The 24,240-nt window shown below is 61.0% G+C and carries 25 protein-coding genes; 21 read left to right on the forward strand and 4 right to left on the reverse strand.

The window, feature by feature from the left end:
- Nucleotides 1-41: 41 nt before the first annotated feature.
- The 4 genes from BLU28_RS19150 to BLU28_RS19165 all read right to left on the reverse strand — a co-directional run bounded on the left by BLU28_RS19150 (nt 42) and on the right by BLU28_RS19165 (nt 6,420).
- The gene (locus tag BLU28_RS19150; RefSeq protein ID WP_004443339.1) at nt 42-968 is read right to left on the reverse strand and encodes a response regulator transcription factor; all 927 of its coding nucleotides are present in this window, start codon (nt 966-968) and stop codon (nt 42-44) included.
- The gene (locus BLU28_RS19155; protein ID WP_077987272.1) at nt 965-4,360 is read right to left on the reverse strand and encodes a hybrid sensor histidine kinase/response regulator; all 3,396 of its coding nucleotides are present in this window, start codon (nt 4,358-4,360) and stop codon (nt 965-967) included. The genes BLU28_RS19150 and BLU28_RS19155 overlap by 4 nt, the downstream gene beginning before the upstream one ends.
- Before the next feature lie 31 nt (nt 4,361-4,391).
- Nucleotides 4,392-5,162 (reverse strand): SDR family oxidoreductase, encoded by a 771-nt coding sequence (locus BLU28_RS19160; protein ID WP_004443332.1) that lies wholly within the window; start codon nt 5,160-5,162, stop codon nt 4,392-4,394.
- A 223-nt stretch (nt 5,163-5,385) separates the two neighbouring features.
- Nucleotides 5,386-6,420, reverse strand: a complete 1,035-nt coding sequence (locus BLU28_RS19165; protein WP_004443330.1) for a glutamine synthetase beta-grasp domain-containing protein — start codon at nt 6,418-6,420, stop codon at nt 5,386-5,388.
- Nucleotides 6,421-6,901: 481 nt separating this feature from the next.
- Here BLU28_RS19165 and BLU28_RS19170 point away from each other — a divergent pair, with 481 nt between their 5' ends.
- From BLU28_RS19170 to aidB, 21 genes are all read left to right on the forward strand, one after another.
- The gene (locus BLU28_RS19170; RefSeq protein WP_162719335.1) at nt 6,902-7,108 is read left to right on the forward strand and encodes a DUF2735 domain-containing protein; all 207 of its coding nucleotides are present in this window, start codon (nt 6,902-6,904) and stop codon (nt 7,106-7,108) included.
- Nucleotides 7,109-7,436: 328 nt separating this feature from the next.
- On the forward strand, nt 7,437-8,726 hold the full coding sequence (gene urtA / locus BLU28_RS19175; protein ID WP_004443324.1) for an urea ABC transporter substrate-binding protein: 1,290 nt from the start codon (nt 7,437-7,439) through the stop codon (nt 8,724-8,726).
- A gap of 275 nt (nt 8,727-9,001) precedes the next feature.
- Nucleotides 9,002-10,615, forward strand: a complete 1,614-nt coding sequence (urtB, locus tag BLU28_RS19180; RefSeq protein WP_004443321.1) for an urea ABC transporter permease subunit UrtB — start codon at nt 9,002-9,004, stop codon at nt 10,613-10,615.
- A complete protein-coding gene (gene urtC, locus BLU28_RS19185) occupies nt 10,612-11,775 on the forward strand; it encodes an urea ABC transporter permease subunit UrtC (RefSeq protein WP_006699546.1) in 1,164 nt (387 codons plus the stop codon). The genes urtB and urtC overlap by 4 nt, the downstream gene beginning before the upstream one ends.
- A 4-nt stretch (nt 11,776-11,779) precedes the next feature.
- Complete coding sequence (gene urtD / locus BLU28_RS19190; RefSeq protein ID WP_077987273.1) at nt 11,780-12,541, forward strand: urea ABC transporter ATP-binding protein UrtD; 762 nt, start codon at nt 11,780-11,782, stop codon at nt 12,539-12,541.
- A 217-nt stretch (nt 12,542-12,758) separates the two neighbouring features.
- Nucleotides 12,759-13,454, forward strand: coding sequence for an urea ABC transporter ATP-binding subunit UrtE (gene urtE, locus BLU28_RS19200; protein WP_077987275.1), 696 nt, complete (start codon nt 12,759-12,761; stop codon nt 13,452-13,454).
- Between the two features lie 242 nt (nt 13,455-13,696).
- The gene (locus tag BLU28_RS19205; protein ID WP_077987276.1) at nt 13,697-14,950 is read left to right on the forward strand and encodes a CE1 family esterase; all 1,254 of its coding nucleotides are present in this window, start codon (nt 13,697-13,699) and stop codon (nt 14,948-14,950) included.
- Nucleotides 14,857-15,708, forward strand: a complete 852-nt coding sequence (locus tag BLU28_RS19210; RefSeq protein ID WP_162719334.1) for an urease accessory protein UreD — start codon at nt 14,857-14,859, stop codon at nt 15,706-15,708. The genes BLU28_RS19205 and BLU28_RS19210 overlap by 94 nt, the downstream gene beginning before the upstream one ends.
- A gap of 106 nt (nt 15,709-15,814) precedes the next feature.
- Complete coding sequence (locus BLU28_RS19215) at nt 15,815-16,117, forward strand: urease subunit gamma (RefSeq protein WP_004443305.1); 303 nt, start codon at nt 15,815-15,817, stop codon at nt 16,115-16,117.
- Between the two features lie 8 nt (nt 16,118-16,125).
- A complete protein-coding gene (locus tag BLU28_RS19220) occupies nt 16,126-16,383 on the forward strand; it encodes a DUF1272 domain-containing protein (RefSeq protein ID WP_042936546.1) in 258 nt (85 codons plus the stop codon).
- A gap of 20 nt (nt 16,384-16,403) precedes the next feature.
- Entirely contained in the window at nt 16,404-16,709 is a 306-nt protein-coding gene (locus BLU28_RS19225) for an urease subunit beta (protein WP_006699550.1), read from the forward strand.
- Nucleotide 16,710: 1 nt separating this feature from the next.
- A complete protein-coding gene (locus tag BLU28_RS19230; protein ID WP_045532183.1) occupies nt 16,711-17,067 on the forward strand; it encodes a GFA family protein in 357 nt (118 codons plus the stop codon).
- A 3-nt stretch (nt 17,068-17,070) separates the two neighbouring features.
- Entirely contained in the window at nt 17,071-17,490 is a 420-nt protein-coding gene (locus tag BLU28_RS19235; RefSeq protein ID WP_004443299.1) for a lysozyme inhibitor LprI family protein, read from the forward strand.
- A gap of 4 nt (nt 17,491-17,494) precedes the next feature.
- Complete coding sequence (locus BLU28_RS19240; protein ID WP_077987277.1) at nt 17,495-18,139, forward strand: Urease operon accessory protein; 645 nt, start codon at nt 17,495-17,497, stop codon at nt 18,137-18,139.
- Nucleotides 18,140-18,143: 4 nt separating this feature from the next.
- Nucleotides 18,144-19,853, forward strand: coding sequence for an urease subunit alpha (gene ureC, locus BLU28_RS19245; RefSeq protein ID WP_022556803.1), 1,710 nt, complete (start codon nt 18,144-18,146; stop codon nt 19,851-19,853).
- A gap of 12 nt (nt 19,854-19,865) precedes the next feature.
- Nucleotides 19,866-20,534: a TIGR02117 family protein gene (locus BLU28_RS19250; RefSeq protein WP_077987278.1), complete on the forward strand. Its 669-nt coding sequence runs from the start codon at nt 19,866-19,868 to the stop codon at nt 20,532-20,534.
- 155 nt (nt 20,535-20,689) lie between these two features.
- The gene (locus BLU28_RS19255) at nt 20,690-21,226 is read left to right on the forward strand and encodes a peroxiredoxin (protein ID WP_006699556.1); all 537 of its coding nucleotides are present in this window, start codon (nt 20,690-20,692) and stop codon (nt 21,224-21,226) included.
- A gap of 150 nt (nt 21,227-21,376) precedes the next feature.
- Entirely contained in the window at nt 21,377-21,874 is a 498-nt protein-coding gene (gene ureE / locus BLU28_RS19260) for an urease accessory protein UreE (RefSeq protein WP_004443285.1), read from the forward strand.
- Nucleotides 21,875-21,877: 3 nt separating this feature from the next.
- Nucleotides 21,878-22,549, forward strand: coding sequence for an urease accessory protein UreF (locus BLU28_RS19265; RefSeq protein WP_168247031.1), 672 nt, complete (start codon nt 21,878-21,880; stop codon nt 22,547-22,549).
- A gap of 245 nt (nt 22,550-22,794) precedes the next feature.
- Nucleotides 22,795-23,406: an urease accessory protein UreG gene (gene ureG, locus BLU28_RS19270; protein ID WP_004443279.1), complete on the forward strand. Its 612-nt coding sequence runs from the start codon at nt 22,795-22,797 to the stop codon at nt 23,404-23,406.
- Between the two features lie 3 nt (nt 23,407-23,409).
- Nucleotides 23,410-24,234: an AidB family quorum-quenching N-acyl homoserine lactonase gene (aidB, locus tag BLU28_RS19275; RefSeq protein ID WP_077987279.1), complete on the forward strand. Its 825-nt coding sequence runs from the start codon at nt 23,410-23,412 to the stop codon at nt 24,232-24,234.
- Nucleotides 24,235-24,240: the final 6 nt, after the last annotated feature.

The following is a 24,240-nucleotide window of genomic DNA, read 5'->3' on the forward strand; positions in this document are numbered from 1 at the left end:
CGAGAATGTGTCGGAAGAGCCTACCATAATTTGGCGAGCCGTCACCCCTGATGCAGAATATGCGCCGCCTTGACCGCGGCAGAGGCGCGGTTCTCCACGCCGAGCTTCACATAGATCTGTTCGAGATGCTTGTTCACCGTCCGGGCCGACAGGCCGAGAATATCGCCGATATCGCGGTTGGATTTGCCCTTGGCGATCCACAAAAGCACTTCCGATTCCCGCGTGGTCAGCGCGAAATGCTCTTTCAGAAGGTGGTCATCCGACTTTTCGTTGGCGGCGGTCAGGCGAAACAGATGCTCATCCGGGCCCATCGCGCCGAGGAAGGAGAGCTGCAAGGCCGGGCGTCCGGCCTGGGTGATCGTCAGCGGTGCATCGCGACCGGTTTCGGAGGCCGCCCTTTCGCCGAGCCAGCGGCCGATATGGCTGACGACGATTTCCATGCCGTCATCCCGGCCGGTCGCAGCATTGACGAGCCGCGTTGCCTGCGGCGTAGACCAGTGGATAGCTCCATTGGCGCGCACGGCAAGCAGGTGTCGGCCGGCGGCGTCAAGCGCCACGCGCGCGCTTTGCGCGGAACGGGCATTGGAAAGATGCACGCGGATGCGGGCGCGCAGCTCATCGATATTGATCGGCTTGGTCAGATAATCGACGCCGCCGGAGTCCAGCGCCCGCACCACATGTTCGGTCTCGGTCAGTCCCGTCATGAAAATGACGGGCACCTGCGCTACCGCCGCATTGGCCTTCAGGCGGCGGCAGGTTTCGAAACCGTCCATGGTGGGCATGACGGCGTCGAGCAGGATGATATCGGGCGTAATGCGTTCGGCAATGTTGAGCGCGGCCTGTCCCGATGTGGCGATGAGGGCGGAAAAGCCGGACTGTTCCAGCGCATCGGTGAGGAAACCGAGCGCTTCCGGGCTGTCATCCACCAGCAATACAATGTCTCTCGGGGCCGCCGCCTGAGCGCTCATGCCTTGAGGTCTCCCCTGTCACTGTCTTCGAACCGCTTGAGAAAATGCGCGTAGCCAGCCAGATCGAAAGCCTGCACATAGGCGCCGAGCTCCTGCGTGAAGGGCAGGTTTTCCGTGTTGCGAGCAAGATCGGCGAGTTTCGCTTCGATGCCGCGTATGTAGCCTATTTCGCCCAGCCGCTGCAAATCCTGGATGTGGATGGCTCCCGGATGGACGATCTCGGCAGGCGGCTGCGGCTCCGGCGCGGGCGGCAGGTCGGTATCGTAAATCCATTTCAGCCCGAGATGCACGGCGAGCCTGTCGCAGAGGTGGCGGATATCGACCGGCTTGGCGATGGCGTCGTTGTGATTGTCATCGCCGGCACCCGCGACAGTGCCGTCGCCGATATTGGCTGAGAGCATGATGAGCGGGGCCGTCTGACCCGCCTCGCGCAGCTTCGTCACCAGCTGCCAGCCGGTCATGCCGGGCATGGAAATATCGATGAGGAAAAGATCGGGCTTCACGCCTTCGATGAGTGTGAGACATTCGGGACCGGATTGCGCCGTCAGCACGACGAAATCGAGCGGCGAAAGCACCTGCCGCATCAGCTCGCGATGATCCTCGTTGTCATCGACCACGACGATGGTGCGGCGTGGACCGGAATAGGAGCGGATGGTCTTTTCCGGCGCCGGCGCCGTGTTTGGCCGGTGGACGGCGGATAGCATGAGGCGCACGCGGAAGGTGGAGCCTTTGTCCTTTTCGCTGGAAACAGAAATCTCGCCGCCGAGCGTATTGGTCAGAAGCCTTGTAATCGTCAGACCGAGGCCGAGGCCTGGCATCGGCCGCACGCTTTCGGCCTCGCCACGCTGGAAGGGTTCGTAGATGCGGGCGAGGTCTTTTTCGGCAATGCCGCGGCCGGTATCGGACACGGTGAAGCTCGCCACCTGGCTGCGATAACCGACATCGAAGGTGACGGCGCCATGATCGGTGAACTTGATGGCGTTTGAAAGCAGGTTGACGAGGATCTGGCGCAGCCGCTTTTCATCGGTTCGCACATATTGCGGCAGAGCGGGCGAGCGGTCGTGGCGGAATTCCAGCCCCTTGGCCTGCGCCTGCGGGCGGAACATATCGACGATCTGATCGAGGAAATCCTGAATGTTGATCTCGTTGGAATAGACCTGCAGGCGGCCCGCCTCGATCTTGGAAATATCCAGCAGTCCGTCGATCAGGCCCGAGAGGTGGTCTGCCGAGCGGCGGATGACCTTGATAGCCGATTGCCGGGGAGGGGGAATGGTCTCGTCGCGCTCGAGGATCTGGGCATAGCCGAGAACGGCATTCAGCGGCGTGCGCAGCTCGTGGCTGAGGCCGACGACATAACGGCTCTTGGCGCGGTTGGCGGCCTCAGCCGTTTCCTTGGCATCCTGGAGGGCCGCATCTGTCTTCTTGTGGGCGGCGATTTCCTTCAAGAGCAGCGTGTTCTGGCGGGAGGATTCCTCTTCCGCCACCACCCGGCTGTCATGGGCAAGGACGAGGAACCAGCAGACGATGCCGGCAATGACGGCGAAGACGAAAAACACGATGAGGATGGTGCGGTTCACCACATCTGCCGTTTCCGGCGAGGCCGTGCCGACCTGATGCGCGATCATGGCGAGAATGCCGCCGATGGTGGTGACGGCAATCGCCGCCGCCATGCCGTAGCGCCCGAGGCGGGTGGCGAGTTTTGCTACCAGCTGTCTCGGCAGGAAGGTCTTGGCGACGGTGGCGACCTGATAGTTCAGCTTCGCCTTCGGCTTGCACATGTCGTGACAGCGGCTGTCCAGCGAGCAGCAGAGCGAACAGATCGGCGCGGCATAGGCCGGGCACCAGGCCATGTCCTCAGGCTCGAAGGGGTGTTCGCAGATCGAGCAGGTGATGCTGCTTTCTTCGCGCCATTGCTGGCGCGGCTTGCGGGCAAGGTAGAATTTGCCCTTGGTGCCCCAGGCAATCAGCGGCGAGGCGATGAAAGCGACGATGAGTGTGAGATAGGGCGCGAGCGAGGCGGCGAGCGGGCCGAAGGTGCCGAAATGCGCCATCAGCGCAATGGTGGCGGAAAGCGCCATGGAGCCGACGCCGACGGGATTGATATCGTAGAGATGGGCGCGCTTGAACTCGATGCCCGGCGGGGCAAGGCCGAGCGGCTTGTTGATGAAGAGATCGGCCGAGATGGTGCAGAGCCACGCCATGGCGATGATGGAGAAGATGCCGAGCGTTTCCTCAAGCAGCCGGTAGATGCCGAGTTCCATCAAGAGCAGCGCAATCGCCACATTGAACACCAGCCAGACGACGCGGCCGGGGTGGCTGTGGGTGAGGCGGGAGAAAAAATTCGACCAAGCGAGCGACCCCGCATAGGCGTTCATGACGTTGATCTTCAGCTGCGAGACGACCACGAAGGCGACCATCAGCAGCATTGCCGCCGTCTGGTTTGGGATCATATAACCGAAGGCGGTGAGATACATTTGGGCAGGATCGGCGGCGCGGTCGACCGAAACGCCGGAGCTGAAGGTCAGCACGACAAGGAACGAGCCGGCCAAGAGCTTCGGTACGCCGACGACAACCCAGCCCGCACCGGCCAGAAAGACGGCGAGGCGGTGGCGCAGGCGGCTTTGGCCTTCGGCGGGGAGGAAGCGGAGAAAGTCCACCTGTTCGCCGATCTGCGACATCAAAGCCAGAATGACGGCCGAGGCTGCGCCGAATTCCACGAGATTGAAATCCGCGACGGTGCCGGGCGGGCCGGACGCATGGTGAATGCCGGCAAAGGCGCGCCAGAGATCGTATTTCTCCCAGTCCATCAAGGCGATGAAGATGAAGGGCAGGATGTTGAGGACGATCCAGAAGGGCTGGGTGACGATCTGGAAACGGCTGATAAGCCGCACGCCATGGGTGACGAGCGGAATGACCATGACGGCGGAGATGATGTAGCCGATCCAGAGCGGAATGCCGAGCGCCAGTTCCAGCGCGCCGGACATGATCGACGCCTCGATGGCAAAGAGCATGAAGGTGAAGGCGGCGTAAATCAGCGAGGTAATGGTGGAGCCGATGTAACCGAAGCTTGCGCCGCGTGTCAGCAGATCGATATCGACGCCGTGGCGGATGGCATAACGGCTGATCGGAAGGCCGACGGCGAGCATGGCGACGGCGGCGACAAGGATGGCGTAAAAAGCGTTGGTGGTGCCGTAGGAAAGCGTGATTGCCCCGCCGATGGCTTCCAGCGCCAGAAAGGAAATCGCGCCGATGGCGGTGTGGGAAATGCGGTTGGAGGAAAATTGCCGGGCGCTCTTGGCGGTAAAACGCAACGCATAATCTTCCAGCGTCTGGTTGGCGACCCAGCGGTTATATTCGCGCCTGACGGGGATGATGCGTTGCCGTGCCGCCATGCCTACTGAGCGCCTTTCCGCCCGCGGCCTTTCACAGGCGCACCGACATTCCGCCATCCACCGTCAGCACATGGCCGTTGACGAAGGAGGCCGCGTCGCTGGCCAGAAACAGGGCCGCACCGGCAATCTCGTCCGGTCTGCCCCAGCGCTCCAGCGGTACACGAAGCTTGGCAAAGGCCACCATCTCAGGATTTTCGGCAAGGGCGGCGTTGGTTTCGGTGGCGAACATGCCCGGCGCAATGGCGTTGCTGGTGATGCCGCGCGCGCCATATTCCACGGCGATGGCCCGCATCAGGCCCGTCAGCCCCTGTTTGGCGACGGGATAGATCGCATCGCCCGGCCGCACGATGTGGCCAAGAATGGAGGTAATGGTGATGATGCGGCCATGGGCCTTTGCCGCCATGGCTTCCGCCGCATCGCGCGACAGGGAAATGGAGGAGGTGAGGTCTGTGCGGATCAATTCCAGCACGTCCTCGTCGCTGAACTCGGACAGCGGGCGGCGGTCGCGCGCGCCGACATTGTTGACGAGAATATCGAGGTGGCCGAGTTCGCTCATGATGCGGTGGACCAGCGCCGCCCCGGCTCTGGTATCGGCAATATCGAAGGCGGCATAATCGGCCTTTCCGCCCGCTTCGCGCAGCGTGTCAACCGCCTGTTGCAACGTCTCGGCATTGCGGCCGGTCAGCCAGACGTGGGCGCCAGCTTCGGCAAAGGCTTTGGCGATTTCAAAACCGAGGCCGCGGCCGCTGCCGGTGATGATGGCGGAGCGGTTCTTGAGGGAAAATTTGTCGAGAATGCCCATCGTTCACCTTTCTGCTCGAAAGCACATGGCCTGCTTTGAGGCACCGGGGCGAACCCTGTCCGGGTCAAGGAAGCGGCGATGCCATCGCTCAAAACCACGCAGATGCCTGCGCCAGGATGACTATGCCGCATGTGGCGACGGGCGAAAGGTCACCTGTCCGCCTGGCCGTTCGGTGGACAGAAAAATGGCGTCGCCCGGTTCGGGCGACGCCATCAGTTCGATATCAGGCAGCAGCCGACTTTGCGAGCGGCACTTCCGCGATCGTCTTCAGAACGACGGAAGCGATCTGGTAAGGGCAGCCCTGCGAGTTCGGACGACGGTCTTCAAGGTAACCCTTGTAACCGTTGTTGACGAAAGAGTGCGGAACGCGGATCGACGCGCCACGGTCTGCCACGCCGTAGGAGAACTTGTTCCACGGAGCGGTTTCGTGCTTGCCGGTCAGGCGAAGGTGGTTGTCCGGACCGTAAACGTCGATGTGCTCTTTCCAGTTCTTGGCAAAAGCGGCCATGAGGGCTTCGAAATAGTCCTTGCCGCCAACTTCACGCATGTACTTGGTGGAGAAGTTGCAGTGCATGCCCGAACCGTTCCAGTCGGTGTCGCCGAGCGGCTTGCAATGGAATTCGACGTCGATGCCGTACTGTTCGCAAAGACGCAGCAGCAGGTAGCGAGCGATCCAGATCTGGTCGGCGGCGCGCTTGGAGCCCTTGCCGAAAATCTGGAATTCCCACTGGCCCTTGGCCACTTCGGCGTTGATGCCTTCGTGGTTGATGCCGGCTTCGAGGCAGAGATCAAGGTGCTCTTCAACGATTTCGCGGGCAACCGAACCGACGTTCTTGAAGCCGACGCCCGTGTAGTAAGGACCCTGCGGAGCCGGGTAGCCCTGTTCCGGGAAGCCGAGCGGGCGGCCGTCCTGGTAGAAGAAATATTCCTGCTCGAAGCCGAACCATGCATCTTCGTCGTCGAGGATGGTTGCGCGGCTGTTCGACGGATGCGGGGTGACGCCATCGGGCATCATGACTTCGCACATGACGAGCGCGCCGTTGGAGCGGGCCGGATCCGGGTAGATCGCGACGGGCTTCAGCACGCAATCGGAGGAGTGGCCTTCGGCCTGCTGCGTGGAGGAGCCATCAAAGCCCCAAAGCGGCAGCTGCTCGAGTGTCGGAAATTCATCGAATTCCTTGATCTGGGTCTTGCCGCGCAGGTTGGGGACCGGCTTGTATCCGTCCAGCCAGATGTACTCGAGTTTGAACTTAGTCATTACGAACCTCTCATAGGTAACAATGCGAAGCCTTGAGGCCTCCCGCGGCTTTCACCACCGGAAGCACATTCGCGTTCAAGGGCTGACCCCTAAGATGCATGCCGCGTGCCAGATTCGCGATATCCGGCGATTTTTTCGAAAAATCTTTCAGGGTCCGTTGGCGCAGGGCCTCTGGATTTCCTGCAAAGGGGCCTCTGTTGCGACGCAGCAGGGTAAATCACCCCTCAAGTTTCATCATTGAATCCTGATAGATAGCTGGCGCCCGGCAGTCCCATGCGATGCTGCGATGCAGGAAATTCAATTGCGCGCGAGGGATTGGCATTTGCCCTAAAAACCAGCGCTTTCGGAATGGTTTTTCTTGTCGAAAGCACTGTCTATGCCTATATTTTCCGCAACGTGATTTTTTTTTAATCAAAGGGAGCGAATCCGGCTTTCACGGGTTTGATTCCATGACCAAGTGCTTCGATGCAAACAGAGTGGGATGACCGAAATGGCGACTGGCTTTCATCGTGAGACGGCAACGATCTACCAATTCCCTGTTGGCGGGCGCGCTGGCGCGTCCAAGTTCCGTACCAATGGCTTGAGCGACCTCGAACGCGAGGCGAGAGAGCCGCATGTGGATTTTGGCTCCTGGTATCATGACGAGGCGATCCGGGACGAAGAGAGCGACCGCAAGCCGCATTCTTGATGTGAAACGTTGCCGCGCCTTTCTTCTCCCCGGTGGTGAGAAGGTGGCCGAAGGGTCGGACGAGGGGGCTAGCTCTCCGTATATCTCTGGCCTCACCCGCTCATCCGCTGCGCGGACTTCTTCCCGGCGGGGAGAAGAAACAAGCCGAGACCTCTCGGTCTACATAGGCCGCTCTGTCCGGTAGTTCCGTCTCCTGCACCTTTCGCCACCCCGCCTACGTCAATTGACGTATACGGTTTCGCGCTTACGAGATCGATAGTCCCTCCAGCAGCGGCCGAAGATGCCGCTGAGCCTCCACGAGAGGCCAACAAGGAGAGGGGTCCTTCCGATGATGTTCCGCAAGACGCTCAGTGCCGCGCTGCTTGGCGCAATCCTGTCCACCACCGCCTTCCACGGCGCCTTTGCTGCCGATGACACGATTAAGGTCGGTGTGCTGCATTCTCTTTCCGGTACGATGGCCATTTCAGAAACCACGCTGAAAGACGCCATGCTGATGCTCATCGATGAGCAGAACAAGAAGGGCGGCGTGCTCGGCAAGAAGCTCGAAGCCGTCGTGGTCGATCCGGCCTCCGACTGGCCGCTTTTCGCCGAAAAGGCCCGCCAGCTGATTTCGCAGGACAAGGTCGCCGCCGTTTTCGGCTGCTGGACGTCCTCCTCGCGTAAATCCGTTCTGCCTGTTTTCGAAGAGCTGAACTCGATCCTGTTCTACCCGGTTCAGTATGAGGGTGAAGAATCCTCGCGCAACATCTTCTACACGGGTGCCGCCCCCAACCAGCAGGCCATTCCGGCCGTCGATTACCTCGCCAATACCGAAGGCGTCGAGCGCTGGGTTCTGGCCGGCACGGACTATGTCTATCCGCAGACCACCAACAAGATCCTGAAGGCCTACCTGATGTCGAAGGGCGTCAAGGAAGAGGACATCATGATCAACTACACGCCGTTCGGTCATTCCGACTGGCAGACGATCGTGTCCGATATCAAGAAATTCGGCTCGGCCGGCAAGAAGACCGCCGTTGTTTCCACGATCAATGGTGACGCCAACGTGCCCTTCTACAAGGAACTGGCCAACCAGGGCATCAAGGCCGAAGACATTCCGGTCGTCGCCTTCTCCGTGGGCGAAGAAGAGCTTGCCGGTCTCGATACCGCGCCGCTGGTCGGCCACCTTGCCGCCTGGAACTACTTCCAGTCCGTCGATGCGCCAGTCAATGCCGAGTTCATCAAGACCTGGCATGCCTTCACCAAGAACGACAAGCGCGTGACCAACGACCCGATGGAAGCCGCCTATATCGGTTTCAACGCCTGGGTTAAGGCCGTGGAATCCGCCGGCACGACCGATACGGACAAGGTTCTCGACTCGATCATCGGCGTTTCCGTGCCGAACCTCTCTGGCGGTTACTCCACCGTCATGCCGAACCACCACATCACCAAGCCGGTGCTGATCGGTGAAATCCAGGCTGACGGCCAGTTCGAAATCGTGCAGCAGACGCCGCAGGTGGTGGGTGACGAATGGTCGGATTACCTGCCGGACTCGAAGGATCTGATCTCGGATTGGAGAAAGCCGATGTCCTGCGGCAACTTCAACGTGGCCACGGGCAAGTGCGGCGGCAAGGGTAGCTGATTGGTGGGGGCGCTGTGATGGGCCGCTCCCTTAGTGGGGGCGGTTTTATCATTGGAAACTGAACAAGCATGCCCCCCTCTGCCCTGCCGGGCATCTCCCCCACAGGTGGGGAGATCGGCAAGCGGCGAGGCCCCGCATTTCTCCTCCGTTGAGATGGGGCGATGCGAGCGCATCTTGCCGATCTCCCTCCTTGTGGGGGAGATGCCCGGCAGGGCAGAGGGGGGTAAGCCGCATACTCCTCGCCAAAAATACACCGCCGCTCCAAGGAACCCGACATGACGATCCGATCTTTTCTCGGAGCCATTCTCCTCTGGCTCACCATGGGGATCGCCGCCCAGTCCCTCGCGCAGAGCGACCCAAAGGCGCTGATCGACCAGCTCGGCACGGCTGATTTCAAGCAGGCCGAAGTGCTGATCGGGCAGATTGCCGCCACTGGCGATGCGCGCGTGGTTCCGGCGCTGGAGGCATTTGCGGCGGGTGATCTCTACGTGCGCAAGTCAGACAATCTCGTCTTCATGACCAAACCTGCCGGTTCCGATTTCACGCTGATCGACCCGCTGACAGGTGAAAGCGCCGGCTCGGCGCCGAAGGCGACCGTTACTAAGATCAGGGTCAACAATAATCTTCGCCGCGTCATCCGCGCCGCGATGGGCGGGCTGACGTTGCTCAGCCCGGAAAAATCCGTGCGGCTTGCAGCGGCTGACGCCGTCCTGAAAGCGCCAAGCGCCGAAAATCTCGAATTGCTGGAAGCGGCCATCGCCAAGGAAACCGATAATGAGGTGCGGACCCGGATGGAGGAGGCGCGGGCTGTCTCGCTGCTCTCCTCCGACCGCCCCCTTGAGGTGAAGAAAGAAGCGATCGCCACCATCAAGGCGCTTGGCGGGCGCGATGCGATCAGCATTCTGATGGCGGCGACGCCATCGGTCGATCCGAGCCTGAAACCGGATGTGGACGAGGCGATTTCCAGCATCGAGAGTTCCCTTGCCTTCTGGGATTACGCGCAGAATGTCTGGTACGGCCTGTCGCTCGGCTCTGTGTTGCTGCTCGCCGCCATCGGCCTTGCCATCACCTTCGGCGTCATGGGCATTATCAACATGGCGCATGGTGAAATGGTGATGATCGGCGCCTATTCCACCTTCATGGTGCAGGAGTTGATCCGCAGCCATTTCCCCGGCCTGTTCGACTGGTCACTGGCGATTGCCCTGCCGGCCGCCTTTCTGGTCACGGCCTGCGTCGGCCTCGTCATGGAACGCGGTGTCATCCGCTATCTCTATGGACGACCTCTGGAAACGCTGCTCGCCACTTGGGGCATCTCGCTGATCCTGCAACAGGGCGTGCGCTCCATCTTCGGCCCCACCAATCGGGAGGTCGGCAGCCCGAGCTGGATGTCCGGCTCCTTCAGCGTCGGTTATCTCAATTTCACCTGGAACCGGGTGTGGATCGTCTGTTTCTCGCTCTCCGTCTTCTTCGCGCTTCTGGTTCTCCTGAAGCGCTCGGCCTTCGGCCTGCAGATGCGCGCCGTCACCCAGAACCGCCGCATGGCTTCCTCCATGGGCATTCGCACGCCTTGGGTGGATGCCTTTACCTTCGCGCTCGGTTCCGGTGTCGCCGGGCTTGCGGGCGTCGCGCTGTCGCAGATCGACAATGTCTCTCCCAATCTCGGCCAGAGCTACATTATCGACAGTTTCATGGTGGTGGTGTTCGGCGGGGTCGGCAATCTCTGGGGAACGCTGGTCGGCGCCCTGTCGCTCGGTGTGCTCAACAAGTTCCTTGAGCCGACGGTGGGCGCCGTGCTCGGCAAGATCCTCGTGCTCGTTCTCATCATTCTGTTCATCCAGAAGCGGCCGCGCGGTCTCTTCGCACTCAAGGGAAGGGCGATCGAAGCATGATTACCGGCTTCCTCCTGCGCGCGCTCGATCGCCGCATTTCCATCGCCATCGGCATCATCCTTGCCATCGCCGTGCTGGTTCCCGCCTCCAACCTGCTGCTGCCAGCCGACAGCGCGTTCCGCATCCCAACCTATATCATGTCGATGCTCGGCAAATATCTGGCCTATGCGCTGCTGGCGCTCGCGCTTGATCTGGTCTGGGGTTATTGCGGCATTCTCTCGCTTGGCCACGCCGCCTTCTTTGCGCTCGGCGGTTATGCCATGGGCATGTATCTGATGCGGCAGATCGGCACGCGCGGGGTCTATGGGCATCCGGTGCTGCCTGATTTCATGGTGTTCCTCAACTGGAAGGAACTGCCGTGGTTCTGGCACGGCTTCGACATGTTCTGGTTTGCGGCGCTGATGGTGCTCGTCGTGCCGGGGCTGCTCGCCTTCGTGTTCGGCTGGTTCGCCTTCCGCTCGCGCGTCAATGGCGTTTATCTCTCGATCATTACCCAGGCGATGACCTATGCGCTGCTGCTTGCCTTCTTCCGCAACGACATGGGTTTCGGCGGCAATAATGGCCTCACCGATTTCAAGGATATTCTTGGGTATTCCGTGCAGGCTGATGGCACCCGCGCCGTGCTGTTTGCCATGACGGCGGTGATGCTGGCGCTCTCGCTTTTGATTGCATCGGGCATCGTCAATTCCAAGTTCGGCAAGGTGCTGGTGGGTGTGCGGGATGCTGAAAGCCGGGTGCGGTTCCTCGGTTTTAGGGTGGAAAACATCAAGCTCTTTACCTTCGTCGTTTCGGCGATGATGGCGGGCATTGCCGGTGCCTTGTTCGTGCCGCAGGTGGGCATCATCAATCCCGGCGAATTTTCGCCCGCCAACTCCATCGAAGTGGTGGTGTGGACGGCGGTCGGCGGGCGCGGCACGCTGATCGGGCCGATCATCGGGGCGGTGCTGGTCAATGGTGGCAAGAGCTATTTCACCGGTGCGTTCCCGGAGTTCTGGCTGTTCGCGCTCGGCGGTCTCTTCATTGCTGTCACGCTGTTCTTCCCCAAGGGCATCGTTGGTACCGTGCAGCATTATCTGGCCGGACGGCGGGAAAAGCGGGTTGCAAGCGCGGCGCGTGAGGCTGGCAACGACAGCGCGGTTGCGCAACAGGCGGCGGAGTAAGCCCATGAACACGGTTTCCGAAAACAGAACGAAAAGCCTGCTTTATCTCGATGGCGTTTCCGTTTCCTTTGATGGGTTCAGGGCGCTGAATTCCCTCTCCTTCGTGGTGGAGCCGGGCGAACTTCGCGCCATCATCGGCCCGAATGGTGCTGGCAAAACGACGATGATGGATATCATCACCGGCAAGACGCGGCCGGATACCGGCACGGTACTCTTTGAAGACAGCATCGACCTTACCAAAAAGGACGAGGCCGACATCGCCCAGCTTGGTATCGGCCGAAAATTCCAGAAACCGACGGTGTTTGAAAGCCATACTGTGTGGGACAATCTGGAACTGGCGCTGAACCGCAAGCGCGGCGTGTTCGCAACCCTGTTCTACCGGCTGACGGAGGAAGACAAGGCGCGCATCGAGGAAATCCTCGCCACCGTGCGGCTTGGCCACCGCCGGGGTGACCTTGCCGCCAATCTCTCGCATGGGCAGAAACAGTGGCTGGAGATTGGCATGCTGCTGGCGCAGGAGCCGAAGCTTCTCTTGGTGGATGAGCCGGTGGCGGGCATGACGGATGCGGAGACCGCTGAAACCGCGGTGCTCCTGAAGGAAATCGCCAAGACGCGTTCGGTGGTGGTGGTTGAGCACGATATGGGCTTCATCCGCGAGCTGGGGGTGAAGGTGACGTGCCTTGCGGAAGGTTCGGTGCTGGCTGAGGGGTCGATCGACTTCGTGTCGAGCGATCCTAAGGTGATCGAGAATTATCTGGGGCGGTGATGGTGGTGTTTGCGTTTGCCGTGACCGTACCCCCCTCTGCCCTGCCGGGCATCTCCCCCTCAAGGGGGGAGATCAGATGCCGCCCTCGCTCGTTCCTGTGCCACGATGCTATGGGGAAGAGTGTTCGCGACTTGCCAATCTCCCCCCTTGAGGGGGAGATGCCCGGCAGGGCAGAGGGGGGTAGCGCCGCCCACCATACCGTCATTGGAGTTTCACCATGCTGACAGTCGACAACATCAACCTCCACTACGGCGCAGCGCAGGCGCTCCGCGGCGTGTCGCTGAAGGCCGAGATGGGGAAGATCACCTGCGTTCTCGGCCGCAACGGCGTCGGCAAAAGCTCGCTTTTGCGGGCCGTGACCGGCCAGCAGGCCACCAGCGCCGGCACGATCCGTTTCGGTGATGCGGCGCTTGATGGGCTGGCGCCTTACCAGCGGGCGAAGCGCGGTGTCGGTTACGTGCCGCAGGGGCGCGAGATCTTTCCGTTGCTCAGCGTGCAGGAAAATCTGGAGAGCGGTTATGCGCCGCTGCCGCGCAAGGAGCGGTTCATCCCGGATGATATTTTCAGCCTGTTTCCGGTGCTGCAGACCATGCTGTCGCGCCGCGGCGGCGATCTCTCCGGCGGTCAGCAGCAGCAGCTTGCCATCGGCCGGGCGCTGGTGACGCGGCCGAAAATCCTCGTTCTCGACGAGCCGACCGAGGGCATCCAGCCGTCGATCATCAAGGATATCGGCCGGGCGATCAAATATCTGCGCGATTCCACCGGCATGGCGATTTTGCTGGTTGAGCAATATCTGGATTTCTGCCGCGAACTTGCCGACTACGTCTACATCATGGACCGCGGCGAGATCGTGCATGAGGGGCTGGCAGAAACGCTGGATACGCCGGAAGCGCGGCGGCATTTGACGGTGTAAGGCTTCGCGCACCGATCACGGCATAAAAATGGTCGATTAATATTTTGAAAGTCTATGCGCCTGCGCATGGCTTTCATGCGTAATTTTAGCGTTTCATTAAGTAAAAGCCTATGGTATTGGGCGGATGAAATGCTGCATGCGAGACACAGGAAAAGTCTATTCGCACGCCGCGACAGTTGATCCCTTACATTCCACGCACGTCCGACGTATCGTCGGGAAACTGTGCCAATAAAGGCGTGTCAATGATTCAAGACTTTGCAGTGGGCCGGGCCTCCCGGTTGGTTCGTTCCGCACGCAGCCTGCTTCTCGGGCTGGCGATCAGCGCAGGCGCAGGAGCCGCAGCGTCGGCATCGACCTGCGGTCAGGGTATTGGCCCCGGCATGGAACCGGGTCGGCATGATTTTTCCATTCTCTCTAACGGGCAAAAACGCGACGGCGTCTATTTTGTTCCATCCGCCTATGATGGAAATAAGCCCCTGCCTGTCGTATTCGATTTCCACGGCTCCAATAGCAACCCGCACGGCCAGCTGAACCGCAGCGGCTGGGACAAGCTTGCCGAGCGTGATGGTCTTGTGGTCGTCGCGCTGGCGGGCAGTTTAAACGGCGAATTGCCGGGCACCCATGCCTGGAATGTTCCCGGTGTTACAACACGCCCCGGCGGGCTGGATGAGGTGAGCTTCATTCATGAAGCGATTGCCATGGTGAAGGGCAAGTTCTGCGTCGATGAGGAACGTTTTTACGGTTCCGGTTATTCCGGCGGCGGGCGCATGCTGTCGCAATTCATCTGCACCGGAGCCAAGGATTTTAATGCCGCCGGTTTTGTCGCGTCGTTGCGCGCGGGTTATCCGCTGGAGACCGAAGGCAAATGGGCACCGGATGTGGCAAGCTGCACACCGGCGCGGCCGATGTCGATCATCGCCTTCGCCGGGCTGAAGGATCCAGCCAACCCCTATCAGGGCGGCGGCAAATCCTACTGGCAATATAGCGGCGAGACGGCGCTGAAGCGCTGGGCCGAAATGGATGGTTGCAAGGGCGCCGCCAAAAGCAAGGTGGGCGAGAGCTTCACGGTCAATTCTTACGATGTCTGCAAGGCAGGCGCTCGTATCCAGTCCTATGTCATCAACGACTGGGACCACGCCTGGCCGCGCGCCACCATGAAGGCCGAGGTTCTGGCCGCAAACGCCGTTGTTACCCGCAAGCCGGGCGGCGAGCAGACGCCGAAAGCGGAGCCCGCCGTGGAGCGCAAGATGCCGACAGGCGAAGTGACGCGGACGGTTGATGCAGCCGAGAGAATGTGGGATTTCTTCCGTAACACGGAAGGGCAGATGGTGGTGGACGCCGTCGTCAAGAAGGATTGCGTCGCCAAGGCCAATCCCGCTTCCGCAACCGCTTCGGAGACCGCGTGCAGCAGCAACAGCAAGCCATCAGCCCTTCCGGTTGCGAAGACGCTCAACCTGTCCGGCAACAGCGCGCCCGTGGCAGAGGACGCATTGTAACCAAGGCAGTTGAAGGGCGCAGCCGGCTGGAGGAACTGTTTCAGGAGGGTTGCGCCAAGATCCGTCTGCCGGAAACCTACTCGAACGAAGCAGAAGCCATTCTCATCAATTCCTCCGGCGGTTTGACCGGCGGAGACGAACTTGAATGGCAGGCAGTCGCCGGCGCCGGTACCTCGCTTGTGGTCACCACGCAGGCCTGTGAGAAGGTCTACAAGGCGTCGTCCGGCACCGCCACCGTGACCGCGCGTGTTTCCGCCGGGCCGGGTGCGAAGCTGCACTGGCTGCCGCAGGAAACGATCCTCTTCGACCGGGCGTCGCTGACGCGAAGGCTGGAAGCCGATCTTGACCAGTCCTCAGAATTCATCGCAGTCGAAGCCGTGCTGCTTGGCCGCCAGGCCATGGGCGAGGCGATGACGCACGGGCTTTTCCGCGACCGCTGGCGCATTCGCCACGGCGGCAAGCTGGTGCATGCCGAAGAACTTCTGCTTGCGGGCGAGGTGGCGGCGCTGACCGCGAAACCTGCGGTTCTGGCCGGGCAGGTTGCCTTTGCCACGCTGCTTTACATCGGGCCTCTGGCCGAGGCGCTTCTGCCTAAAATCCGGGCGATTGCCGGGGAAAGCGGCGGTGCCAGCGAGTGGCAGGGCAAGCTCGTCGTGCGCGTGTCCGCCGCTGATGGTTTCTCCTTGAGAAAATTGCTTTTTCCGATCATTTCGCTCTTGCGAAACGGCGCGCCAGTGCCGAAAGTCTGGAATCTGTAAACCCCTCGGATCGTCTCGTGACAGGCGTTCTCGGGGTCTGTCAAATGTCGGATCTGGTCTCCAGCAAACCTCGTTTGTGGAGCAGATGCCAAGCCGTGGGACGACGATGAACCTTAGCCCAAGAGAAAAAGACAAGCTGCTGATTTCCATGGCCGCCATGGTGGCGCGCCGCCGGCTGGAGCGCGGCGTCAAGCTGAACTATCCGGAAGCGATTGCGCTGATTACCGATTTCGTGGTGGAGGGCGCACGCGATGGCCGCGCCGTGGCCGACCTGATGGAGGCGGGCGCGCATGTGATTTCCCGTGATCAGGTGATGGACGGCATTGCCGAGATGATCCACGATGTGCAGGTGGAAGCGACCTTCCCTGACGGCACCAAGCTGGTGACCGTTCACGAACCGATCCGGTGAGGTGACGTATGGCGCTGGAACTTCGGCCCAATTGCGAATGCTGTGAGCGTGATCTAGCGCCCGACAGCGGGGACGCGATGATCTGCTCGTTCGAATGCACTTTCTGCGCCGATTGCGTGACCGGCGTGCTCAAGGGCGCGTGCCCGAATTGCGGTGGCGAACTGGTGCGAAGGCCCGTCCGCCCGGCGGGAAAGCTCATCAATAACCCGGCATCGACAAAACGGGTGCTGAAGGCGGAAGGCTGCGCGGCAGCCACGGCCGCATAAGAACGATAAGGGGAACACCGATGAAACCAGGCGAAATCATTGCCGCCGAAGGCACCATCGAACTCAATGCCGGCCAGCCGACCGTGACGATCGAAGTGGCCAATTCGGGCGACCGGCCGGTGCAGGTGGGCAGCCACTACCATTTCTTCGAGACCAATGCGGGTCTCATTTTCGATCGCGAAAAGGCGCGCGGCATGCGTCTCGATATTCCGGCCGGCACGGCGGTGCGTTTCGAGCCTGGCCAGAAGCGGGAAGTGACGCTGGTGCCGCTTTCCGGCAAGCGGGAGGTTTATGGTTTCCGTCAACAGGTCATGGGGAGGTTATGAAATGGCGACGGCGCATTATCATGGAAGCTGCCAGTGCGGCAGCGTCAGCTTCGAGGTCGATGCCGATCTCGATCACACTGTTGTCTGCAATTGTTCGCGGTGCAAACGTCTGGGCTCCACGCTCGCCTTCGCGCCGCGTGACAAGTTCACGTTGCTTTCCGGCGAGGGCACGCTGAGTGAATATCTCTTCAACAAACACAGGATCCATCATTTTTTCTGCTCCACCTGCGGCATTGAAAGCTTTGCCTATGCCGATGGGCCTGACGGTACGCCGATGGTGGCGGTCAATGCCAATTGTCTCGATGGCGTCGATCCGCGGGCGCTGAAGCCGCAGGCTTATGACGGCGCGGCGGCCTGAGCGATGGCGATCAGCAAAAACAACCTCGTCACGGCCGTCGTCTTCTGCGTGACGGCAGGTCTCTCGGCGTCGGCCGCAGCGCAGACTGAGCCAAACTGCAAGGAACCGCAGACGCAGGCGGACATGACGATTTGCGCCGGCAAGGATTACGAAAAGGCCGACAAAGAGCTCAATGTCGCTTATCAGAAGCTGCGCAAGCTGCTCATCGAACGTGACAAGGCTGCGGATGCGGATGGAAAGGGTGCAACCGACGCGCTGGTGACAGCTCAGCGCGCATGGGTGGCGTTCCGTGACGCCAATTGCGCACTTGCCGGTTTTCAGGCGCGTGGCGGCTCAATGGAGCCGATGCTGATCTCTTCCTGCCTGGCCGAGACGAGCGGCAAGCGGGCGGAAGAACTGCGCCAACTCTCGGAAGGTTTCTGAACCCATGGGGCGGCGGATCACGATTGTCGGAAACGGGGAGCTGCCGCCAGGCGCGGCCCTGCTTATCGACCGGTCGGATATCGTCGTCCGTTTTAATGATTGCCGGTCTCTTGGGCTGGGCGGTACGCGCACCGATGTGGTGGCCGTGTGTAATACCGGGCGGCCGGGCCGTGAGATGACCGAGGGAAGCGAATGGCGCGAGAGCCATGGTGTGCGCCAAGTCGCCGCCATCTGGTCGGTGCGCGATCCTGCGAAATTTGCCGAAATGGAACCCGGCATCCGCGCAGCCTGGCCGGAACTCACTGATTTCTGCGCCGATTATACCGGCGAATTCGCGGCCATCGCACGAGCTGGCGGCAAGAGCCATGTCGTTATTTCTCGCGGTGTGCATGAGAGGCTCGATACGGCGCTCGAAGCCTATAAGCCCGCACCATACGTCTGCCCCAGCACCGGCCTCGTTGCCATTGCCCATGTTCTTGAAAATGTCAGCGGCGATGATGACGAGGTGACGATTGCCGGTTTCAGCCACCAGGGCTGGAGCGGCCATCCCTTTACCGCCGAACAACAGCTGGTCGATGCCCTTGCGGGAACGGGCCGGCTGACACGATTTTCTCCCATACCGATTTTCTCCGCGTCCGAAGGAGCCTGAACCCATGCCATACAAGATTTCCCGCGCCGCCTATGCCGGCATGTTCGGCCCGACCGTTGGCGACAAGGTGCGTCTTGCCGATACCGAACTCTTCATCGAGATCGAGAAGGACCACACGACCTATGGCGAGGAAGTGAAATTCGGCGGTGGCAAGGTCATTCGCGACGGCATGGGCCAGAGCCAGGCGACGCGGGCAGAGGGCGCTGTCGATACCGTCATCACCAATGCCGTCATCGTTGACCATAGCGGCATCTACAAGGCAGATGTGGGCCTGAAGAACGGCCGCATTCACGCCATCGGCAAGGCGGGCAACCCGGATACGCAGCCGGGTGTCACGATCATCGTCGGTCCCTCGACGGAAGCGATTGCCGGCGAAGGCAAGATCCTGACGGCCGGCGGCATGGATGCGCATATCCACTACATCTGCCCGCAGCAGATCGAGGAAGCACTGATGAGTGGTGTGACCTGCATGCTTGGCGGCGGCTCCGGCCCGGCGCACGGCACGCTTGCCACCACCTGCACCGGCGCATGGCATATCGAGCGGATGATCGAAAGCTTCGATGCTTTCCCGATGAACCTCGCGCTTGCGGGCAAGGGCAATGCCTCTCTGCCGGCTCCGCTGGAAGAAATGATCCTCGCCGGTGCCTCCTCGCTGAAGCTGCATGAGGACTGGGGCACGACGCCCGCCGCCATCGACAATTGCCTGACGGTGGCCGACGAATATGACGTGCAGGTGATGATCCATACCGACACGCTGAATGAAAGCGGTTTCGTGGAAGACACGGTCGCCGCTATCCGGGGCCGCACCATCCACGCTTTCCACACCGAAGGGGCGGGCGGTGGCCACGCGCCTGACATCATCAAGGTCTGCGGCAATCCCAACGTCATTCCGTCCTCGACCAACCCGACGCGGCCTTACACCGTCAATACGCTGGCGGAACATCTCGACATGCTGATGGTTTGCCACCACCTGTCGCCGTCCATCCCCGAAGATATCGCCTTTGCCGAAAGCCGCATCCGCAAGGAAACCATTGCGGCGGAAGATATTCTCCACGATATCGGCGCGTTTTCGATCATTTCCTCCGATAGTCAGGCCATGGGCCGTGTCGGCGAGGTGGCGATCCGCACCTGGCAGACCGCTGACAAGATGAAGCGCCAGCGTGGCCGCCTGAAGGAAGAGACCGGCGAAAACGACAATTTCCGTGTTCGTCGTTACATCGCCAAATATACCATCAACCCGGCCATCGCCCAGGGTGTCAGCCACGAGATCGGCTCCATTGAAGTCGGCAAGCGTGCCGATCTGGTTCTTTGGAACCCGGCGTTTTTCGGCGTGAAGCCGGAAATGGTGCTGCTCGGCGGCTCGATCGCTGCCGCGCCGATGGGCGATCCGAATGCCTCCATCCCCACGCCGCAGCCGATGCATTATCGGCCGATGTTTGCCGCCTATGGCAAGCTGCGCACCAATTCGTCGGTCACTTTCGTGTCGCAGGCGTCGCTGGATGCGGGGCTTGCGGGGCGCCTCGGGGTCGCCAAGAAGCTGTTGCCGGTGAAAAATGTGCGCGGCGGCATTTCCAAGGCCTCGATGATCCACAATTCGCTGACGCCGCATATCGAGGTTGATCCGGAGACCTATGAAGTACGTGCGGATGGCGAGCTTCTGACCTGTGAACCGGCGACCGTGCTGCCGATGGCGCAGCGTTATTTCCTGTTCTGACGGCAGGCGCTCTTGAGACGCCTCACACGATGGATCGGCGGCGGCCTGCTGCTGCTCCTCCTGCTTCTTGTGCTGGGCACGGTTGCGCCGCGCCCGTTTTTTGCCGAGCAGGTGGGCGAAGGCGAAAAGAGCAGGGAAATCCTGCTCTTATCCAACCCGATCCACACCGATATCGCCCTGCCGGTTGATGACGATCTGCGGCGGGTCTTTGCCGCGTTGCAGGAGGGTGGGATTGCGGTCAATCATCCAGCTGCGGCCTATCTGGTGTTCGGCTGGGGCGGCCGCTCGTTTTACATTCAGACGCCCACCTGGGCCGATTTGAAACCGATGCCGGTTCTGCGCTCTTTCACCCTGGACAGCTCCGTCATGCATGTGGATGTGACAGGTGATTTTCCCGCTGATCTCGCCGGAGTGAAACGGCTTCGAATTTCCGAAGCGGGTTATCAGCGTCTCGTCGCGGGCATCCGGGCGAGTTTTGCCGGAAACGATGACGGTGTCAGGCCGGTATCCGGCGCTGGCTACGGCCTGACGGACGCTTTTTTCGAGGCGAATGGCCAGTTTAATGCACTTGCCGGCTGTAACACGTGGTCAGCCGCGATGTTGCGGGAAGCGGGCGTTCAAACCGGTTGGTGGACGCCCTCGCCGCCGCTGTTGCGCTGGTCGATAGACCTGCACAATTGATCCCCAATTCCGTGCGGCATTTCGCGCATTTGGTGGCTGGAATCCGATTTTTATGCTGCACCGCAGCGCGTCTTGCGCTATGGAAACGGCAAAAGAATTCCGCGCGGATCGATCCCAAGCGATGCCTCGCAAAACGCCAGAACAGGAGACAAGACATGCTCGGCAAAAAAGTGCCCGCCGTAACCTTCCGCACGCGCGTTCGCGATGAGGCCGTTGGCGGCCCGAACCCCTTCCGTTGGCAGGACATGACCTCCGACGATTATTTCAAGGGCAAGAAGGTCGTCCTCTTTTCGCTGCCCGGCGCTTTCACGCCGACATGCTCGACCTACCAGCTTCCTGATTTCGAAAAGCTGGCGCCGGAATTCCGTGCGCTCGGCGTCGATGAAATCTATTGCCTGTCGGTCAATGATGCTTTCGTCATGAACGCCTGGGCCAAGGGTCAGAACCTCGAAAACGTCAAGGTCATCCCTGACGGTTCGGGCGAGTTCACCCGCAAGATGGGCATGCTGGTCGCCAAGGACAATCTCGGCTTCGGCATGCGCTCCTGGCGTTACGCCGCCGTCATCAACGATGGCGTCGTCGAGCAGTGGTTCGAGGAAGAAGGCTATTCGGACAATTGCGATAGCGACCCCTACGGCGTTTCCTCGCCGCAGAACATTCTGGAAAACCTGAAAAGCCGCGCTGCGGCCTGATTTTGGTTTTGTTGTTTGAGAAAGGCCCGGCAGCGATGCCGGGCTTTTTGTTTTCCGAGGCATTGCCGCCCTGAAAACACACCTTGAAATCCCCCCGCCTATCCGTCAAAAATCAGACCCCCAAAGACTGTTTCTGAAACGGATCATCCCATGCTGCGCGTCACCTCCTATCACCCGGCCGGAACCCCTGCCGACGAGCCCTCCGGCTATGTCACGCTGGCGCATGACCAGCGGCATCTGCGCCGCAAGCTTCTGCACCTGCAGAATGACGAGATGGTGATGCTGGACCTGAAGGAAGCCGTGCTGTTTGCCCATGGCGACCTTTTGGTGGTCGAAAACGGCGATCTGATCGAGGTTCGTGCGGCGGATGAAAAGCTGTTCGAAATCAAGGCGAAGGACCGCCTTCACCTGATCGAGCTCGCCTGGCATCTGGGCAACCGGCATCTTTCGGCGCAGATCGAGGAGGAGCGTATTCTCATCCTGCGTGACCATGTCATTCGCGCCATGCTGGAAGGTCTGGGCGCCACAGTGCGCGAGGTGGAAGAGCCGTTTCAGCCGGCGCGCGGCGCTTATCACGCCCATGGCGGCCACTCGCATGGCCATGATCACGGGCACGGGCATGGCCACCACCATCATGATCACGGCTGAGGCGTGAGCGGGGAACGCGGCGTCGCCGCGCTGCTGCGCCTGATGGCCTGGATGTCGCCGGCGTTTCCTGTCGGTGGCTTTTCCTATTCGGGCGGGCTGGAAAAGACGGTGGAGGACGGGCGTGTGCGTAATGCCGCCGAGTTGAGCGGCTGGGTGGAAACGCTGCTGCGCCACGGCAGCCTGTGGAACGATGCGGTGTTTCTCGCGCATGCCTGGCGATGCTCGCAGGATGCCGTAGCACTCGGCGAAACCGCTGATCTTGGCCGCGCGCTCGCCGGCTCGGCGGAGCGTTATCGGGAGACCGTGCTTCTGGGGGACGCCTTCGTTTCCGCCGCCAGCGCCTGGCCGCATGCGGTTCTGGAGCTGTTGCCGAAAGAGGCTCCCTATCCCGTCGCCATAGGCGCTGTGGCCGCTGGCCACGGCGTGCCGCTGCACGAGACGCTTGCCGCCTTTCTGCATGCAGGTGTTTCACAGATCGTTTCTGCCGCTATCCGTCTCGGCGTCGCGGGCCAGAAAGATGGCGTTGCCATTCTGGCCGCAAGCGAGGCGGGGATTGCCGAGGTGGCGGCACGGGCCGTCCAGTCCACGCTTGATGACCTCGGCAGCGCCACGATCATCGCCGATACGGCGGCAATGCGTCATGAAACTCAGGGGACGCGGCTTTTCCGGTCGTGAAAGCGACGGCAATCGATGGGTGAGCGCGTGCCACTTGTTTCTTCTCCCCGCCGGGGAGAAGGTCGCGGCAGCGGGATGAGGGGGCTCCGGTAGAGATATCCGGAGAGCTAGCCCCCTCATCCGACCCTTCGGGCCACCTTCTCCCCGGCGGGGAGAAGAAACAAGTGGCACGATCCTTGCGTATATTTGAGCTGTTGAGTGGTTGTCGTAAGATTGGACCACAGCATAGTGAAGGGAACAGAGTGATGAAATCGGGTAATGGTCCGCTGCGCGTTGGGATTGGCGGGCCGGTCGGTTCCGGCAAGACGGCGCTGACGGAAAAGCTCTGCAAGGCGATGAGCGCCGATTATTCGGTCGCCGTCGTCACCAATGATATCTACACCAAGGAAGATGCCGAGGCACTGGTGCGCATGCAGGCTCTGCCTTCCGAAAGGATCGTCGGGGTGGAGACGGGCGGTTGCCCGCATACGGCCATTCGCGAAGATGCCACGATCAATCTGCAGGCGATTGCGGGGCTCAACCAGCGCTTTCCCGATCTCGACGTGGTCTTCATCGAATCCGGTGGCGATAACCTCGCGGCGACCTTTTCGCCTGATCTTGCCGATATCACCATCTATGTGATTTCCGTCTGCCAGGGCGAGGAAATTCCGCGCAAGGGCGGGCCGGGCATCACCCGTTCGGACCTGCTCGTCATCAACAAGAAGGACCTTGCGCCCTATGTCGGTGCCGATCTGACCGTCATGGACAGCGATGCGACCCGCATGCGCAACGCCATGCCGTTCGTGTTTACCGACATGAAACGGGGCGATGGCGTGGACCGCATCGTCGGTTTCCTGAAAGAGCAGGGCGGTCTCTGAACAATGACGATGCCCCGCCGTTTCGGCGCTTACGAAGTTTCCCGTTTTGTCGACGGTGTCTACAAGGCACCGGTCAGCCATCTCATTCACCGCCAGGGTGCCGAAGCGCTGGCTGCGGCCCTTGCCGGCCATCACGGCGAAACAGTGGATATGGACGTCAACTGCTTCACGCTTTCGGGACCTGAGGGCATCTGGCTGATCGATGCCGGCTGCGGCACGGCCTGGGGCGAGGCCTATGGCCATGCCCGCGCGGCTATGATTGCCGCCGGTATTCAGCCTGATGATGTCAGCCGTGTCATCCTCACCCATATTCACGGTGATCACGCGCTGGGCCTCATCGATGGCGACCGGCCTTATTTTCCCAAGGCGGAGATATGGGTGCCGGAGGCCGATCTTGCCTTTTTCACCAATGCAGAGGCGCGAAAGACATTGCCGCCCGCCCGGCAGGGCGGTTTCGATCTGGCTGCCCGCCTGATCGATATTTGCGGCGCGATGTTGCGGCCGATCTCGGTGGGGACGGTTGCCGAGGACATAGAGGCAATCGCGGTGCCCGGTCATACGCCCGGACAGATGGCTTACCTCATAGGAAGAGACGATAAGCGGTTGATGTTATGGGGCGATATGCTGCATGTCGGGGACATGCAGGCGGCCGATCCCGGAATTGCTTTTGTCTATGATATCGATTCTGAACTCGCCCACGCGACGCGTCTCGAAGCGTTGTCGGCGGCGGCTGACCATGGTTGGCTGGTGTCCGGCGGCCATCTCGGCGGCTTTTTTACGGTCGAGCGGCGGGGCGACAGTTTCGGTTTTATACCGCAGCCTGGATGACTTCCG

Source organism: Agrobacterium pusense, from assembly GCF_900102105.1.
GTDB lineage: Bacteria > Pseudomonadota > Alphaproteobacteria > Rhizobiales > Rhizobiaceae > Agrobacterium > Agrobacterium pusense.

What these genes read in the sequence shown, in the direction of transcription:
- ureE (WP_004443285.1), top strand. Translation starts at nt 21,377, where the DNA reads ATGCTGCGCGTCACCTCCTATCACCCGGCCGGAACCCCTGCCGACGAG.
- BLU28_RS19235 (WP_004443299.1), top strand. Translation starts at nt 17,071, where the DNA reads ATGGCGATCAGCAAAAACAACCTCGTCACGGCCGTCGTCTTCTGCGTG.
- BLU28_RS19240 (WP_077987277.1), top strand. Translation starts at nt 17,495, where the DNA reads ATGGGGCGGCGGATCACGATTGTCGGAAACGGGGAGCTGCCGCCAGGC.
- BLU28_RS19255 (WP_006699556.1), top strand. Translation starts at nt 20,690, where the DNA reads ATGCTCGGCAAAAAAGTGCCCGCCGTAACCTTCCGCACGCGCGTTCGC.
- urtD (WP_077987273.1), top strand. Translation starts at nt 11,780, where the DNA reads ATGAACACGGTTTCCGAAAACAGAACGAAAAGCCTGCTTTATCTCGAT.
- BLU28_RS19220 (WP_042936546.1), top strand. Translation starts at nt 16,126, where the DNA reads ATGGCGCTGGAACTTCGGCCCAATTGCGAATGCTGTGAGCGTGATCTA.
- ureG (WP_004443279.1), top strand. Translation starts at nt 22,795, where the DNA reads ATGAAATCGGGTAATGGTCCGCTGCGCGTTGGGATTGGCGGGCCGGTC.
- BLU28_RS19170 (WP_162719335.1), top strand. Translation starts at nt 6,902, where the DNA reads ATGACCGAAATGGCGACTGGCTTTCATCGTGAGACGGCAACGATCTAC.
- urtA (WP_004443324.1), top strand. Translation starts at nt 7,437, where the DNA reads ATGATGTTCCGCAAGACGCTCAGTGCCGCGCTGCTTGGCGCAATCCTG.
- BLU28_RS19205 (WP_077987276.1), top strand. Translation starts at nt 13,697, where the DNA reads ATGATTCAAGACTTTGCAGTGGGCCGGGCCTCCCGGTTGGTTCGTTCC.
- urtB (WP_004443321.1), top strand. Translation starts at nt 9,002, where the DNA reads ATGACGATCCGATCTTTTCTCGGAGCCATTCTCCTCTGGCTCACCATG.
- BLU28_RS19160 (WP_004443332.1), bottom strand. Translation starts at nt 5,162, where the DNA reads ATGGGCATTCTCGACAAATTTTCCCTCAAGAACCGCTCCGCCATCATC.
- urtC (WP_006699546.1), top strand. Translation starts at nt 10,612, where the DNA reads ATGATTACCGGCTTCCTCCTGCGCGCGCTCGATCGCCGCATTTCCATC.
- urtE (WP_077987275.1), top strand. Translation starts at nt 12,759, where the DNA reads ATGCTGACAGTCGACAACATCAACCTCCACTACGGCGCAGCGCAGGCG.
- BLU28_RS19230 (WP_045532183.1), top strand. Translation starts at nt 16,711, where the DNA reads ATGGCGACGGCGCATTATCATGGAAGCTGCCAGTGCGGCAGCGTCAGC.
- BLU28_RS19215 (WP_004443305.1), top strand. Translation starts at nt 15,815, where the DNA reads ATGAACCTTAGCCCAAGAGAAAAAGACAAGCTGCTGATTTCCATGGCC.
- BLU28_RS19155 (WP_077987272.1), bottom strand. Translation starts at nt 4,360, where the DNA reads ATGGCGGCACGGCAACGCATCATCCCCGTCAGGCGCGAATATAACCGC.
- BLU28_RS19150 (WP_004443339.1), bottom strand. Translation starts at nt 968, where the DNA reads ATGAGCGCTCAGGCGGCGGCCCCGAGAGACATTGTATTGCTGGTGGAT.
- BLU28_RS19165 (WP_004443330.1), bottom strand. Translation starts at nt 6,420, where the DNA reads ATGACTAAGTTCAAACTCGAGTACATCTGGCTGGACGGATACAAGCCG.
- aidB (WP_077987279.1), top strand. Translation starts at nt 23,410, where the DNA reads ATGACGATGCCCCGCCGTTTCGGCGCTTACGAAGTTTCCCGTTTTGTC.
- ureC (WP_022556803.1), top strand. Translation starts at nt 18,144, where the DNA reads ATGCCATACAAGATTTCCCGCGCCGCCTATGCCGGCATGTTCGGCCCG.
- BLU28_RS19225 (WP_006699550.1), top strand. Translation starts at nt 16,404, where the DNA reads ATGAAACCAGGCGAAATCATTGCCGCCGAAGGCACCATCGAACTCAAT.